The following is a 13,811-nucleotide window of genomic DNA, read 5'->3' as shown; positions in this document are numbered from 1 at the left end:
TTTGGCCAGAAAAATGAGTCGTTCTCGCTGTTCTAAACTAAGTGGTACAGAAACAATCCGAGGCATGTGTGAACATCTGTTAACTAAAAAAACCTTTTCGCATGATTAGTTATTTTTGTCAACTTATGCACAAGACCTAACCAATCAAGTACCTGAGGCGCAAAGCGCACTCGAAGCATTTATGAAAAAGCTTTCAGTCACTCAAGAAGGTATGTTTGAGCAGGCGACATTGATCAAAAATGGTAACAACTGTTTGAAATCTGAAACCTTAACTGATGGAACATTAAATTTATACATCAGTGGCCCAAGCGGTTGTACGGCGGATGATACTGAACAGTGGGTATATGATGCCATTGGTCGTATACACAGTAAGTCAAATCCAGATCAATGTATTACAGGCAACGGTGGTTCAGCTAAAGTGACGCTAGAACGCTGCATGTTAAACCAAACCAACCAAATTTGGACCATGGACCCTGCGACTACAACGATTCGTCAAAGTGGTCAATGTATGGATTTAAATACGGGACGTTTGCAAAATAACCGTGCGGATTTAATTCGATATAGCTGTACCAACGGTGGCAATCAACGTTGGACAAATTTGACAGCAAGCCAAAACTTATTATGGACATATTTATCAGCGACGAATATGAAGCTGATTAATAAATAATCTGTAGATAGAAAAATAAGGTCCAATAAGGACCTTATTTTTTTGCTTTTAAAAATCTATAGGCACAAAAAAAGCCCTAAAAAGGGCTTTTTTTATCGCAACAAATTAGTTAGCTAAAGCTTTAACTTGTGCATTTAAACGGCTCTTATGACGAGCAGCTTTGTTTTTATGGATGATGCCTTTATCAGCCATACGGTCGATAACAGGAACAGCTTTTTTGTAAGCTTCTGTAGCGACAGCATAATCACCAGCAGCAATAGCAGCTACTGTGCGTTTAAGATAAGTACGAACCATAGAACGTAAGCTTGCGTTGTGTTGACGTGCTTTAACGTTTTGACGAGCACGTTTTTTTGCTTGAGCAGAGTTTGCCACTCGTGCACTCCTTGAAATAGATTGGTCTGGGCGGGCTGAAATTACATCTGAAAACCAACATCAGAAGAACTATCACCAGCCCGTAAACAAGTGCCATATTGTGATTAAACTAAGCGCTTAAGTCAAGTCTTGACATGCTTTGACAACATTTTAGATGCAGAAAAATTTTAAAGAAAACGTTAGATTAGTCTAAAGTGATTGAGATTGTATGAAAAATGACTAAAAGTATAGAGAATGCGATTGTCATCGGAGCAACAGGATTGGTCGGGCGGGAATTGGTTCGTCAGCTCAGTCAAAATACAGGATGTAAGAATATTACGGCTGTGGTACGTCAGCGTGACCATGAACTGAATGGACTGGCAAAAGTTCAACAAATGGTGATCAGTGACTTTCTTTCTCTGACTCAGGATGATGTGAGAGATTATAGTCATGCCTTTAGTTGTTTAGGCTCGACCATTAAAAAAGCAGGGTCTAAAGATCATTTTTATCAGATCGATTTTAGCATCAATGCGCATTTTGCTGAATTATTAGAATATACAGATACACAATTGATCATTGTCAGTGCTATGGGCGCTGACGCCAATTCCGCATTTTTTTATAATCGAGTCAAAGGGGAATTGGAATATTATTTAAAAACCTTAAAGTTAAATCAACTTTCGATATTAAAGCCTTCGCTGTTACTTGGCGAGCGTCATGAATCTCGGCGTTTAGAAGATGCGACACAGAAGCTCTATATGCGCTTTTCGCATTTTGTACCAGACCGTTTCAAATTTAAGCCAGTGACAGCACAACAAGTGGCTCATACTATGGTCGAGGCTGCACAAACTCAGACTGAAAAGTTCGAGATTTATGATAATTTACGCATACTAACAATTAAATGAGGGAAATACCGTGTCTACAGTTCCATTCGTCACCTGTGATTTACTTGATGATCATCCAGATAAAGAATTACAAGTGGTGATCCCGTCATTGGATGGTAAGTTCTTTCAAAGTTATGGTGCACGGAAAAGTTTTGGCGGTCAGGTGATGACGGTCAAATGTTTTGAAGATAACTCTCGTGTTAAAGAATTATTGGCAACCGATGGTACGGGTAAAGTATTGGTTGTGGATGGTGGCGCGTCGATGCGCTGTGCCTTGATGGGCGATATGATTGCTGAATCTGCAGTCAAGAATCATTGGAATGGTGTCATTATTTATGGCTGCGTGCGTGATGTTGATGCGATTGCAGAACTTGATTTAGGTGTGCATGCTTTGGCTGCGATTCCACAAAAAAGTAACCGCAAAGGCGTGGGTGAAACAGATATTCCATTAAGTTTTGGTGGTGTAAACATTCAGTCTGGTGATTTTATTTATGCTGACAATAACGGCATTGTTGTTTCAAAAGAGCAATTGGTTGTTCTATAAGTGTGTTTGAGTTTTTAGTCATGGAATGAGTGGGCATTGCTTACTTATATACGACGATACAAATCTGGAAAAATACAAACTTCAGCTGAGGACTCTCGGCTGTTGTATAAAAATACGAAATAAAAGAAGAAAGGAAGAATGTATGTTGTTGCATCAATTAAAAGTGGCGCAAGCGTTGCTCTCAGGCGTAGCAGAGGGAGGACGTGGTACAAATGGGACGCCTTATCCCAAACAACCTGAAAAAGCCCTTAAACTGTACGAATTTGAAGGTTCTCCGTATTGCCGTCGTGTGCGTGAAGTTTTGACCACACTTAATTTGGATTATGAGGTTTACCCATGTCCCAAAGGGGCTAAAAAGTACCGTTTAGAGGTACAGAAATTAGGTGGAAAACAGCAATTCCCTTTCTTGGTGGATGACAATACTGGGGATCGTTTGTACGAATCTCAGCAAATAATTCATCATCTATTTAAACATTATGGCAAAACAGGTCAGACTCCTAGGAAATATGCCAATTATCCTAAAATTCCGTATGTTGCCTATGTTGGAACCTTAATTAATGGGGCTCAAGGCGTGTGGGTGCAGCGTAAAGTTATCCATCGTGATGCACCAAGTCAACTCTTAGAACTATGGGGTTTTGAAGCGAGTCCATATACACGTATCGTACGTAGCGCATTGTCTGAAATGGAATTGGCATATATCTTTCATAATGTGGCTAAGGAACGTTGGCAAGATCAGGGATTAGCGGTAATGCGCTTAAGACCTGGTAAATATGTACCCCTGAAAGGTGGCAAGCGTGAACAAGTGTTAAAAATCATGGGGAACAATATTCAAGTGCCATATTTGAAAGATCCTAATACTGGTGTAGAACTTTTTGAATCTGAAAAAATTGTAAAATATCTGAAGAAGCAATATTTGAGCTAATCACACTCAAGTTTAAGCTAAGTGCAGTGTATAATCAGACTGATGGCTATACACATATTGTAATGTTAAATGGATTTAAAATTAGAAGAAAAATGCATCATAGCTGCATCAATTGAATTAGAATAAATTGTTAAAAAATAAGAAATTTACTTAATTATAGGGATATCCTAAAAGGATTAAACTCATTAATGTAAAAGACATTTCATTTTTTCGGGGGAAGTAAATCATGTCACCACAAGAAGTCATACTACCCGTACCGGTGCTCGTCGTTGAAGATGAGGAAATTATTCAATTACGTTTACGTCAAATTTTGACAGAGCTGGGTTATAAGCGGGAAGAGCTTATCTTCACCAAAAATGTTAAAGAATCTATTCAAGCCGTAGAGACCCAACCGATATCCTTAGCCTTAGTTGACTTAGGTTTGCCTGATGGTAGTGGTATCGAAATTATTGAAAAAATACGTTCCCTCGAAAGTAATACCATGATCTTGGTTGTCTCTGCATGGAGTACACAAGAAAGCTTATTTGCCGCAATTAAAGCAGGTGCAACGGGCTATGTATTAAAAGAACGTGATGATGCTGAAGTACTTTTATCTATTCGGAGTATTTTACGTGGTGGGGCGCCGATTGACCCATTTATTGCACGAGAAATCCTTAAACAAATATCCGAAGCCGAAGCGCCAAGTCCAGAACAAACAGTCGCCGATGAAGCAGACTTGAACCTCTTGACCAGTCGTGAAAAAGAAATTTTATGTTTGGTTGCTCAAGGTTTGAGTAACCGTGAGATTGCTGAACAGCTTTTTGTTTCTCGCTATACGGTAGAAAGCCATATTAAACATATTTATCGCAAATTAGCCGTAACGAAACGAACCAAAGCCGTGAGTACAGCAAGATCTATGGGTATTCTATAATGCGTAAAGGAGGATATTTTTTCTTATTTATCCTCTGTTTAGTATGGGGGAGCTTGAGTCATGCAGAGCAAGTTTTCCCTGTAAATGATCAATGTAATGTAACTGTGAATAGCATTTCACGGGTGAAGACACCATCCAATCAAGAATTACCCAGAACGGGATGGAAAACCACGCAATTACCTGACCGTTGGAAAGAAGATAAAGACTGGGAGGGTTATCAAGGTGGTGCTTGGTATAAATTAGACTGGTCTTGGTACTGTAAAAATAATGCGCGTTTGGCAGAACCCATCGCACTATATGTTGATTACATTATTAATACGGGTTCAGTCTTTCTGAATGGCGACTTGCTGTGGACCAATAAAAATCTTCAAGAACCGGTCTCTAAAAGTTGGAATGTTGCACGCTATTGGATTTTACCGATAAGTGGAATCAAGCATGATCATAATGAAACCTTGATCTATGTTTATGGCTACTCGAGTCTAAATGCTGGCTTGGGTCCGGTGAAATTTAACAATGTCATGGCAACAATAGAGCAGGCCGAAGAAGCCACTTGGACTCGTCGAACCATATTACAATTAAATATTTTTCTTTCTGGGGTCTTGGGTCTAATTTGCTTTATCATTTGGTTGATGCGTCCTCGTGATACCAGTTTTGGCTGGTTTGCGCTTTCAACAGTGTTGTGGATTTTATTTCTCAGTAATGCTCTGACTACTGAAACCTTTCCATACCCAGATTCGGTTTTTTCTGCCAAAGCTAATCTGATATTTGTAATGCTGTACTTTCAGTGCTTTAGTATCTATATCTTGCGCTTTCTTGGGCGTAAGTTTCCACGAATAGAACTGTCATTTACTATGTTGACTGCTGCACTGATTGGTGTGGTGTGTATCTGGCCATTCGAACAAAATGCAGATATTTCGAGCCTTATTTTCTTTTTATATTGTGCATTCTTTTTTATCACTTACCTCTATCTGTGTAAAATTAGTTTCAAAGAACGAAGAAGAGACTATATTTTATTAGCAATCTGTTTGACTGCGATAATTGTGATAGTCATAGGTGATATCACAGTCTTGGTGCTCTTTCCAAAAGAAAATTTTACACCTTTATCACCCTTTACTTCACCGATTATCACCTTATTTATAGTGGTGATCTTGGGGGCGAGACTTAATCGAAATATACAGAAGATTGAAAAATATAATGATGATTTGGCATTTGAAGTTCAGAAAGTCAGTGATGAACTATGTAGTAGCTTGAATGATAAACATCAGCTTGAACTGAGTAATGTACGCCTGCAGGAACGGATTAAATTATCACATGATCTGCATGATGGTCTGGGCGCATCCATTGTGCGCTCGATGATCTTGGTTGATCAGTGTGAAAGTAATATTCCAAATAGACAGTTCTTGTCGATGTTGAAATTATTGCGCGATGATTTAAGGCAAATTATTGATAGTGGATCATCTTTAGACAGTAAAGTGCCAAATTCACCTTTGCTCTGGATCGCACCTGTTCGACATCGCTTTAGTCAGTTGATGGATGAAGTGGAAATGAATGCCAAATGGTGTATTCCTTCGCAGTGGGCGATCAAACCAACGGCAATTCAGTGTCTGACTTTAATACGAGTGATTGAAGAAAGCCTGACCAATATTGTGAAACATAGCCAAGCAAATCATGTCAATGTCACGCTGTCACAGTTCGAAAATGGCGCATTGCTATTAACCATTGAAGATGATGGTGTCGGTTTCGATGTTGAGAGTGTTTCAAATCATGGCATGAGTATTGGGATGCGAAGTATGAAAATGCGTGTAGAACGGATAGGCGGAAATTTCAAAATTCATTCTCAGCAAGGCTGTACCATTATTCAAACAGAAATTAATTTAAAATCAGCTGCATAAAATAATATGTTGAAATAATAAAAATGATGATCAATTCGATATTAAGTCATCTAAAGCGCATTGCATTGTTCTGCTGTGTCACTTTTATCGCCGCTTGTGGTTCGCAGGATCATGCGCCTAAACCAGGTGAGTATGGGCAGATTTTGTTCCAGCATGCGGTGTTAAGTACCGAAGAAATTCAACAATTACTCAGTGAAAGTCAAAGCGATACAAATACATTAAACACTAAAAATTTTGCAGTGGATTACACGGCGACATCCAATCAAAACCCATATCGTGCAGTCTTGTTGGTCAAAGGTAGGGCAATGACCAGTGGTGAGGTATCCGTTAAATTTCAAATTGATAACTACAATGCCGCTATTCAACAAACCTCAAGCAATCTCATGCAAATGGACGCAGGTGTTGATCAGATTGAACGATTAGAAACATTAGATGCAGGACAAGATTTTAACTTTGTTATGGACGGTGCGCCTTTCTCAGTCAATGCTGCCAATGATCCAAATAGTATGACCAGTCAACTGAGTTTGTTAGAGTCAAGGAATGTGGAGTTTCAAAGTATTGAATTACAAATTTGGCAAGGCAAAGGTAGTCAATACGGCGTAATGCGTTATCTTTGGTTTATTGGATTGGTGTTATTGATTGTATGGGTTTATCGCGTCATCGTGGAGAAAAAAGCCGATCAAGTCGAAGATTTTTTAAATCGTAGAAAGCGAAAATAATGCTATTCAGCAGTATAAAAAGGGAGCATGACGCTCCCTTTTTATTGAGTTTATTCAGCTTCCGTTGGGACGAGCATCAGCACAGATTCATTTAATAGCATGGCAATATTTTCTAAGATATCAGCATCATATAAAGATTCGTCTAGCGCTAGACTTTGGCCATCGGCAATGGTTTTTAAATGCACTGCAAATTCGTCTGAGATACAGATTCCTTCACCATTTGCCCAAAACAAAATATCACCATCTTGCTCTGTGTAAAGTAAGCGTGAAGCAGGTTCTAACATGAGTTGATAGCCTTGATCTAGAGCTTCCTCTAAATCACCAGTGCCGATTTCTTCTGCTTCAGGAATATTGTCAGGATATTTAGGTTCTGACATTAAGCTCATGATTGCATCTTCAAGTACGGTTGAATTTTGCAATTGTTCAAATAACTTTTCTTTTAAATACTCAAGTTCATTTTCAGTCACTTGGCCAATCGCACTGATTTGGTCACGTAAAATGTCAGTTAATGGATTTTTAAGTAGAGGATTGTCTGTGAATTTGTCTGTCACTCGATCCATCATTTCAGTGACATTGGGCATGCGGAAGCCAAATGAATACGTCAGACATTCATCTTCAGCTACGCCATAGTGTGATAGGCCTGGTGGTACATAAAGTAAGTCGCCGGGAGCAAGCACTTCATCAAAATGAACGTCCATTTCTGGCAGTAAGCGAAGCGGTTGACCTTCGACAAATGAAGTATCTGCATCACACATCTGACCTAATTGCCAACGGCGGTGACCATAGCCTTGTACGAGGAATACATCGTAAAAATCAAAATGTTGCCCGACAGAGCCGCCTTTTTGTGCATATGACACCATGATGTCATCACGACGCCATTGCGGAATAAATGAAAACTGCTTCCAAAGCTCGGCTAGGTCAAAAGAATAATGATCGACAGCTTGAACCAATAAAGTCCACAGTTTCGGCATTTTTTGAAAATCGGCTTTAAGTAGTGGAGAAGATTTCACTGTCCATTGGTTAGGATCACGATCTTTTTGTTTGATGAGACGTGCAGTGACATTGTCTTCTAAAGCCAATTCTAGAACGTCTTTCGGTTCAAGTATTTGGGCAATTTCAGGGAGTGCATTACGAACCAATAATGGTTTTTTTTGCCAATATTCGGCAAGGAATTGTTCAGCGCTGATGCCGCCGAGGATGTCAAGAGAATGAGCCATAGCTAAATACATACAATTTCAATGGATATATTGTCCCTTGAGATTCCTGTTTTTAGCAAGGCTCTATTTCATTAAATTATTTCGATTAGCTTGAGACTATTTTAAAGGATTGTCTTTGAGATATTTCATGACTAATTTTTCAACTTCCAAATCATAGCTATTGGCAGCAGCCGTGGTCGCTGAAAATTTCATGAATTGCTCAAAATGTGCATTGGTGTCAATTTTAGTATTTTCTTTATCAGACATTAATTTGAAATGATTCGGCATGACTTTTGCCATCATTTCAACATTTTCGGTTTGTAGTTTTAGAAGTTTTTTCACTTCAACTGTTTGTGGTTGAATGCTTTCAAATTTTTGTTTGCCTAGAGCAACCAGTTTATTGATTTGTTGTTCTGGTGAGTTACTCCCACCGGTTTTGGTTTTAGTGCCCAGTTGTTGAATGATTTGCTCCTGCATTGCAGCGCCTTGTTGTTCTAATTCAGCATAGATAAATTTATATTGAACCCATTCATTGACTAAGTTTTTATTGTATTGCTGAGAGTTGGTCACAGTTTGATTCACTGTATTGGTATGACCGTTTGTCGAACAAAATAGAAGGCTAATGCTAATGAGGCTAGATGAAATTAAATTAAACGTTTTCATGTTTTCAGTTCTTGGTTGTAATAAATAAGTAAGTGACTTTTTAATCATTAGCCCATAAAGAGCTAATGATGTGTTTATTATGCTGTAACAGATAATAATTTTAAAATTATGGGACTAAAATCTTAAGCTCACGCAAAATATTGCAGAGTTTAATCATCGGCATACCCATGAGTGTGGTTTGGTCTTGCCCGATCATTTCTTCAAATAAGCTAATCCCTAAACTTTCACACTTAAAACTGCCAGCGCAGTGTAGCGGCTGTTCAACCTGAACATAACGTTCAATTTCAGGCAAGCTAAGTTTGCGAAACTTCACTTTATAGTGCTCGACAAGGGTTTGTTCAAAACCTGTTGATTTTTGTTGGACACTGAGTGCAGTACTGAAATAAACGATTTTGTCTGAATTGGCTTGAAGCTGCTTAACGGCTTTTTCATCGCAAAGCGGTTTACCAATAAAAATATCTGGTGCGCCTTCGCGCCATGCGACTTGGTCAGAACCAATCACAATTGCGTCTGGGTGCTGGTTTGCAATCGCAGAAGCTTTTTCAAATGCCAGTCGCTTCGCTAACTCATCGGCATGGTTTTCACCGCGAGGTGTTTCGTCTATATCTGGTACGATTGAGTGGTAATCAATCCGTAAACGGTCCATCAGGTCTTTACGGGTTTGGCTGCTCGAAGCCAAAATGATTTTGGGAGTACTCATTACACTGCATATTCCATAAGTACATCAAGCGGTACATAAGACAGCACCGCTTGGTGACACGCTTGTATTTTAATAGGTGGGGCAAATCCTTCTTGATACGCTTCCACCCAGCGAGTCACACAGATACACCAGAAGTCACCAGGTTGTAGTCCTGGAAAACCAACTTCGGGTAAGGGTGTGATTAGGTCATTGCCAACTTTTTGGGAAAAGTTTAAAAATTCAGATGTCATTTGTGCACACATCGTATGCTGACCAAGGTCTGTTGTTGCTGTATGGCAAAAGCCATTTCTAAAATATCCGGTAATCGGATCAAAACAACAGCTTGCCAAGGGTTCGCCTAAAACATTTAAACGATTAATATTTGGGTCTGGATGAATCGACATAAGCGCTGAATCTTTATAAGGCTTTTCGCTATCATAACAAAACTTTGGCTCGACATAGCTTTTCTGCAAAAGAAGCTAACGTTTTTCTGCATAATCATTTAAAATCGTCGCGTTTTGATATCAATAAAAGAGAGTAATGCATGAACTTTCAGCGTATGACTGACCTAGATTTGGCGGGTAAACGTGTTCTGATCCGTGAAGATCTTAACGTACCAGTTAAAAATGGCGTGATTACAAGCGATGCACGTTTACGTGCGGCGTTGCCAACAATTAAAGCAGCTTTAGAAAAAGGTGCTGCTGTAATGGTGTATTCACACTTAGGTCGTCCTGTTGAAGGTGAGCCTAAAGCAGAACAGTCTCTAGCACCTGTAGCCGCTTATTTAACAGAAGCTTTGGGTCAGGACGTTCAACTGATCACTGACTATTTGGATGGTGTTGACGTTGCGCCAGGTCAAGTGGTTTTACTTGAAAACTGCCGTTTCAATGTAGGTGAAAAGAAAAACAATCCTGAATTATCTGCTAAATACGCAGCACTTTGTGATGTTTACGTAATGGATGCATTTGGTACGGCTCACCGTGCAGAAGCATCGACTGAAGGCGTAGCACGTTGTGCAAAAGTGGCTGCTGCAGGTCCTTTACTTGCTGCTGAGCTTGATGCACTAGGCCGTGCACTTAAAACTCCTGCAAAACCAATGGTTGCGATTGTTGCAGGCTCAAAAGTTTCTACTAAATTAGATGTATTAACTTCACTATCTGACATCTGTGATCAATTGATCGTGGGTGGTGGTATTGCCAATACATTCTTAGCTGCTGCAGGCTTCAATGTTGGTAAATCACTTTGTGAAAATGACCTGATCGACACAGCAAAAGCCATTGCAGCAAAAGTATCTGTACCACTTCCAACAGATGTGGTTGTTGCTGATGCTGCTGAAATTGATTTTGCAGACTTCCTCGGTTCATTAGCTGCTGCTAAAGCTGTCGTGAAAAAAGTTGAAGATGTAACAGACAACGACATGATTTTGGATGTAGGTCCTGAAACTGCAAAAGCATTTGCTGAGATTTTGAAAACTTCAAAAACTATTCTATGGAATGGTCCAGTAGGTGTGTTCGAAGTTGATCAATTCGGTGAAGGTACAAAAGCATTGTCTTTAGCGATTGCAGAATCTGAAGGCTTCTCGATCGCGGGTGGTGGTGACACGCTTGCTGCAATTGATAAATATGCAGTTGCAGACAAAATTGGTTACATCTCGACTGGTGGTGGTGCCTTCCTTGAATTCGTCGAAGGTAAAACACTTCCTGCTGTAGCTGCGCTTCTTGACCGTGCTTAATTTAGTATTATCAATAAGATAATACAGTATTAAAAAAGGTTGGCTTCGGTCAGCCTTTTTTTATGGTCTATTCATTTTGCCGTCATCAAAGTGCAATATTTCTGCAATAAAATTCATCGCAACACCTAATTCGCAGTAGTAGGAAACAACGATGAACTTAAAACTTGCACTTGCTGTACTTTTAATCGCACCATTAACTTTGACAGCTTGTGCTAAAAAAGAGTCTGCACCAACGGAATCAGAAGCATCTGCTGTTGCCGTAGACAATGCTCAAACAACGCCAGAACAACAAAAAGCCATTGATGAACTTGATAAGCCAGTATTGGATGAAAAGAACCAAGATGTTCCTGCTGAAATTGCAAATGCACCTGCAGACGAAGCAACAGCTGACGCTGAAACAGCCGCTTCAGCAGCAGCAGCTCACTAAGATTGTTGTCTTTATTTAAAAAGTCCCTGCAAATGCAGGGATTTTTTTTTAAATAGTGTTATTTGTTGCTGAATTGAAATGATTGAGCATGTAGAATATGCGGCATTACCTGGGAGGATATTATGGCTCTTATTTCATTGCGCCAGCTCTTGGATCACGCCGGCGAACATGCTTACGGCGTACCAGCATTCAACGTAAACAACTTAGAACAAATGCGTGCAATTATGCTTGCAGCAGATGCAACAAATTCACCTGTAATTGTACAAGCATCTGCGGGTGCGCGTAAGTATGCAGGCGCTCCGTTCTTGCGTCATTTGATTTTGGCAGCAATCGAAGAATGGCCACATATTCCTGTGGTTATGCACCAAGACCATGGTACTAGCCCTGACGTATGTCAACGTTCTATTCAACTTGGTTTCTCATCAGTGATGATGGACGGTTCATTAGGTGAAGACGGTAAAACACCAACTTCATACGAATACAACGTAGATGTGACTCGTCGTACTGTTCAAATGGCACATGCGTGTGGCGTTTCAGTAGAAGGCGAAATCGGTTGTTTAGGTAGCCTTGAAACTGGTATGGCTGGTGAAGAAGATGGTGTAGGCGCTGAAGGCGTACTTGACCATTCTCAACTTTTAACTTCAGTTGAAGAAGCGCGTTCATTTGTATCAGATACAAATGTTGACGCACTTGCAATTGCGGTGGGTACTTCACACGGTGCGTACAAATTTACTCGTCCACCTACAGGTGACATCTTAGCGATTGACCGTATTAAAGAAATTCACGCTGCGTTACCAAATACGCATCTTGTAATGCACGGTTCAAGCTCTGTGCCACAAGAATGGTTGGCTGTAATTAATGAATTCGGTGGTAACATCGGCGAAACTTACGGTGTTCCAGTAGACCAACTTGTAGACGCAATCAAACACGGTGTTCGTAAAATTAACATCGATACTGACTTACGTCTTGCTTCTACAGGTGCTATGCGCCGTATGATGGCTGAAAAACCAGCTGAATTTGACCCACGTAAATTCTTCTCTGCAACTGTTGATGCAATGAAACAAATTTGTATCGATCGTTATGAAGCATTTGGTACAGCGGGTAATGCTGACAAGATTCGTCCAATTTCTTTAGAGAAAATGGTGAGTCACTATAAATAATTTGTCTTGAGATAGATTATTTTTGAAGAAAAGCCCACAATTAAGTGGGCTTTTCTTTGATTTGAACTTAGAAAAATTGCTTTAAATACAACTCAAGAATAAGAGCGTGTCATGGAATTGATCTTTGCTGCCGCGATTTGCAGTGTTCTCGTTTCAGTAATTCTAAAACTCTGTCGTGATCGGGGTTTTAACCCTGCACAAATGATCACATGGAATTATGCATCTGCGAGTATTTTATGTTTTCTATGGTTTAAGCCGGATCTAGCCCATATTTCGATTAATAAAACGCCGTGGGTTTTAATTGCGGCTTTGGGTGTATTACTGCCGACGATTTTTTATTGCTTAGCACGCTCACTGCAAACAGCAGGTATTTTAAAAACCGAATTGGCTCAGCGCTTATCTGTTGTGCTTTCTCTTAGCGCAGCCTATTTTATTTTCAGTGAATATTTTAATGCCATTAAGCTCATTGGTATTGCACTTGGTGTACTTGCGGTATTGCTGATTTTATTTTCACAGCGTAAGGGAAGCATTGATGGAAAGCAGGGGATTTTATTTTTATTAAGCGTTTGGGCAGGCTATGCACTGATTGATGTGCTATTAAAATTTGCTTCAGGTTTAGGCATGCAGTTTGCGGTGACTTTAAATCTGGTGTTTATTTGTGCATTTTTACTTTCGAGTATTTATAACATCGTACAGCACGGCAGTTTGGGGCAGACCAAAAATATCCTCGCTGGATTGGGCTTAGGTCTCTTAAACTTTGCCAATATTGCACTGTATGTGAAAGCCCACATGTTGCTTAAAGACACACCTGCAATCGTATTTGCTGGCATGAATATTTTGGTCGTGGTTTTAGGTGTGGTTGCGGGCCTCATCATCTTTAAAGAAAAATTGAGAGTCGCAACCGTATTTGGTTTGATTGCAGGGATCATGAGTGTGGTTTGCTTAGCATATGCCATGTCTGTCTAAGATAATTTTTAGCAAAAACGATCGGGTGTTGTAGCAAATCATCCCACTCAGCCACGCCCATGAGCAGTCCTTGATCTCGACAGGTTGGACACTCAGGGCAGT

At 39.9% G+C, this 13,811-nt stretch carries 16 protein-coding genes and 1 pseudogene; 11 read left to right on the top strand and 6 right to left on the bottom strand.

Annotated elements, in window-relative coordinates:
• A pseudogene (locus FTU65_RS16450) lies at positions 1 to 66 on the bottom strand (helix-turn-helix domain-containing protein); the annotation flags it as partial.
• 49 nt (positions 67 to 115) lie between these two features.
• Here FTU65_RS16450 and FTU65_RS08400 point away from each other — a divergent pair.
• Entirely contained in the window at positions 116 to 667 is a 552-nt protein-coding gene (locus FTU65_RS08400) for an RICIN domain-containing protein (RefSeq protein ID WP_180066645.1), read from the top strand.
• A gap of 105 nt (positions 668 to 772) precedes the next feature.
• Here the strand turns inward: FTU65_RS08400 and rpsT are convergent, their stop codons facing one another.
• Entirely contained in the window at positions 773 to 1,039 is a 267-nt protein-coding gene (rpsT, locus tag FTU65_RS08395) for a 30S ribosomal protein S20 (protein WP_078188707.1), read from the bottom strand.
• A 215-nt stretch (positions 1,040 to 1,254) separates the two neighbouring features.
• Here rpsT and FTU65_RS08390 point away from each other — a divergent pair, with 215 nt between their 5' ends.
• The 6 genes from FTU65_RS08390 (at position 1,255) to FTU65_RS08365 (ending at position 6,886) form a co-directional block, all read left to right on the top strand.
• Positions 1,255 to 1,920 carry an NAD(P)H-binding protein gene (locus FTU65_RS08390; protein ID WP_180066643.1) on the top strand — a complete coding sequence of 222 codons (666 nt, stop codon included), beginning with the start codon at positions 1,255 to 1,257 and terminating at the stop codon, positions 1,918 to 1,920.
• 10 nt (positions 1,921 to 1,930) lie between these two features.
• On the top strand, positions 1,931 to 2,443 hold the full coding sequence (rraA, locus tag FTU65_RS08385) for a ribonuclease E activity regulator RraA (protein ID WP_180066641.1): 513 nt from the start codon (positions 1,931 to 1,933) through the stop codon (positions 2,441 to 2,443).
• 142 nt (positions 2,444 to 2,585) lie between these two features.
• The gene (locus FTU65_RS08380) at positions 2,586 to 3,365 is read left to right on the top strand and encodes a glutathione S-transferase N-terminal domain-containing protein (RefSeq protein ID WP_180066640.1); all 780 of its coding nucleotides are present in this window, start codon (positions 2,586 to 2,588) and stop codon (positions 3,363 to 3,365) included.
• A 226-nt stretch (positions 3,366 to 3,591) separates the two neighbouring features.
• A complete protein-coding gene (locus tag FTU65_RS08375; RefSeq protein WP_078188703.1) occupies positions 3,592 to 4,275 on the top strand; it encodes a response regulator transcription factor in 684 nt (227 codons plus the stop codon).
• Between the two features lie 53 nt (positions 4,276 to 4,328).
• Positions 4,329 to 6,167, top strand: a complete 1,839-nt coding sequence (locus tag FTU65_RS08370; RefSeq protein WP_306669778.1) for an ATP-binding protein — start codon at positions 4,329 to 4,331, stop codon at positions 6,165 to 6,167.
• A gap of 23 nt (positions 6,168 to 6,190) precedes the next feature.
• Positions 6,191 to 6,886, top strand: coding sequence for a hypothetical protein (locus FTU65_RS08365; protein WP_180041092.1), 696 nt, complete (start codon positions 6,191 to 6,193; stop codon positions 6,884 to 6,886).
• Positions 6,887 to 6,936: 50 nt separating this feature from the next.
• Here the strand turns inward: FTU65_RS08365 and FTU65_RS08360 are convergent, their stop codons facing one another.
• From FTU65_RS08360 to FTU65_RS08345, 4 genes are all read right to left on the bottom strand, one after another.
• Positions 6,937 to 8,103 carry a cupin domain-containing protein gene (locus FTU65_RS08360; RefSeq protein ID WP_180065071.1) on the bottom strand — a complete coding sequence of 389 codons (1,167 nt, stop codon included), beginning with the start codon at positions 8,101 to 8,103 and terminating at the stop codon, positions 6,937 to 6,939.
• Between the two features lie 96 nt (positions 8,104 to 8,199).
• Positions 8,200 to 8,745 (bottom strand): hypothetical protein, encoded by a 546-nt coding sequence (locus tag FTU65_RS08355; RefSeq protein ID WP_180065072.1) that lies wholly within the window; start codon positions 8,743 to 8,745, stop codon positions 8,200 to 8,202.
• A 106-nt stretch (positions 8,746 to 8,851) separates the two neighbouring features.
• Positions 8,852 to 9,445, bottom strand: a complete 594-nt coding sequence (locus FTU65_RS08350; protein WP_078188699.1) for a nucleoside triphosphate pyrophosphatase — start codon at positions 9,443 to 9,445, stop codon at positions 8,852 to 8,854.
• Positions 9,445 to 9,828, bottom strand: coding sequence for a DUF2237 family protein (locus tag FTU65_RS08345; RefSeq protein WP_078193708.1), 384 nt, complete (start codon positions 9,826 to 9,828; stop codon positions 9,445 to 9,447). Before FTU65_RS08345 ends, FTU65_RS08350 begins: the two co-directional genes overlap by 1 nt.
• Positions 9,829 to 9,968: 140 nt before the next feature.
• On the opposite strand from FTU65_RS08345, the gene FTU65_RS08340 reads away from it, so the two are divergent.
• The 4 genes from FTU65_RS08340 (at position 9,969) to FTU65_RS08325 (ending at position 13,709) form a co-directional block, all read left to right on the top strand.
• Complete coding sequence (locus tag FTU65_RS08340; protein ID WP_180065073.1) at positions 9,969 to 11,156, top strand: phosphoglycerate kinase; 1,188 nt, start codon at positions 9,969 to 9,971, stop codon at positions 11,154 to 11,156.
• 151 nt (positions 11,157 to 11,307) lie between these two features.
• Positions 11,308 to 11,583, top strand: a complete 276-nt coding sequence (locus tag FTU65_RS08335) for a hypothetical protein (protein ID WP_078193510.1) — start codon at positions 11,308 to 11,310, stop codon at positions 11,581 to 11,583.
• 122 nt (positions 11,584 to 11,705) lie between these two features.
• Positions 11,706 to 12,743: a class II fructose-bisphosphate aldolase gene (gene fba / locus FTU65_RS08330; protein ID WP_180007283.1), complete on the top strand. Its 1,038-nt coding sequence runs from the start codon at positions 11,706 to 11,708 to the stop codon at positions 12,741 to 12,743.
• A 111-nt stretch (positions 12,744 to 12,854) separates the two neighbouring features.
• Complete coding sequence (locus FTU65_RS08325) at positions 12,855 to 13,709, top strand: EamA family transporter (protein WP_078193508.1); 855 nt, start codon at positions 12,855 to 12,857, stop codon at positions 13,707 to 13,709.
• The last annotated feature ends 102 nt before the right edge of the window (positions 13,710 to 13,811 follow it).

The sequence above is a fragment of the Acinetobacter sp. YH12129 genome, from assembly GCF_013418685.1.
Taxonomy (GTDB): domain Bacteria; phylum Pseudomonadota; class Gammaproteobacteria; order Pseudomonadales; family Moraxellaceae; genus Acinetobacter; species Acinetobacter amyesii.
The sequence above is the reverse complement of the archived record's forward strand: the minus strand, read 5'-3'. Positions and strand labels throughout refer to the sequence as shown.

Coding starts and splice junctions, on each gene's coding strand:
- FTU65_RS08390 (WP_180066643.1), top strand. CDS start 1,255: ATGACTAAAAGTATAGAGAATGCGATTGTCATCGGAGCAACAGGATTG.
- FTU65_RS08380 (WP_180066640.1), top strand. CDS start 2,586: ATGTTGTTGCATCAATTAAAAGTGGCGCAAGCGTTGCTCTCAGGCGTA.
- FTU65_RS08375 (WP_078188703.1), top strand. CDS start 3,592: ATGTCACCACAAGAAGTCATACTACCCGTACCGGTGCTCGTCGTTGAA.
- FTU65_RS08365 (WP_180041092.1), top strand. CDS start 6,191: ATGATGATCAATTCGATATTAAGTCATCTAAAGCGCATTGCATTGTTC.
- FTU65_RS08360 (WP_180065071.1), bottom strand. CDS start 8,103: ATGGCTCATTCTCTTGACATCCTCGGCGGCATCAGCGCTGAACAATTC.
- FTU65_RS08355 (WP_180065072.1), bottom strand. CDS start 8,745: ATGAAAACGTTTAATTTAATTTCATCTAGCCTCATTAGCATTAGCCTT.
- FTU65_RS08350 (WP_078188699.1), bottom strand. CDS start 9,445: ATGAGTACTCCCAAAATCATTTTGGCTTCGAGCAGCCAAACCCGTAAA.
- FTU65_RS08345 (WP_078193708.1), bottom strand. CDS start 9,828: ATGTCGATTCATCCAGACCCAAATATTAATCGTTTAAATGTTTTAGGC.
- FTU65_RS08340 (WP_180065073.1), top strand. CDS start 9,969: ATGAACTTTCAGCGTATGACTGACCTAGATTTGGCGGGTAAACGTGTT.
- FTU65_RS08335 (WP_078193510.1), top strand. CDS start 11,308: ATGAACTTAAAACTTGCACTTGCTGTACTTTTAATCGCACCATTAACT.
- fba (WP_180007283.1), top strand. CDS start 11,706: ATGGCTCTTATTTCATTGCGCCAGCTCTTGGATCACGCCGGCGAACAT.
- FTU65_RS08325 (WP_078193508.1), top strand. CDS start 12,855: ATGGAATTGATCTTTGCTGCCGCGATTTGCAGTGTTCTCGTTTCAGTA.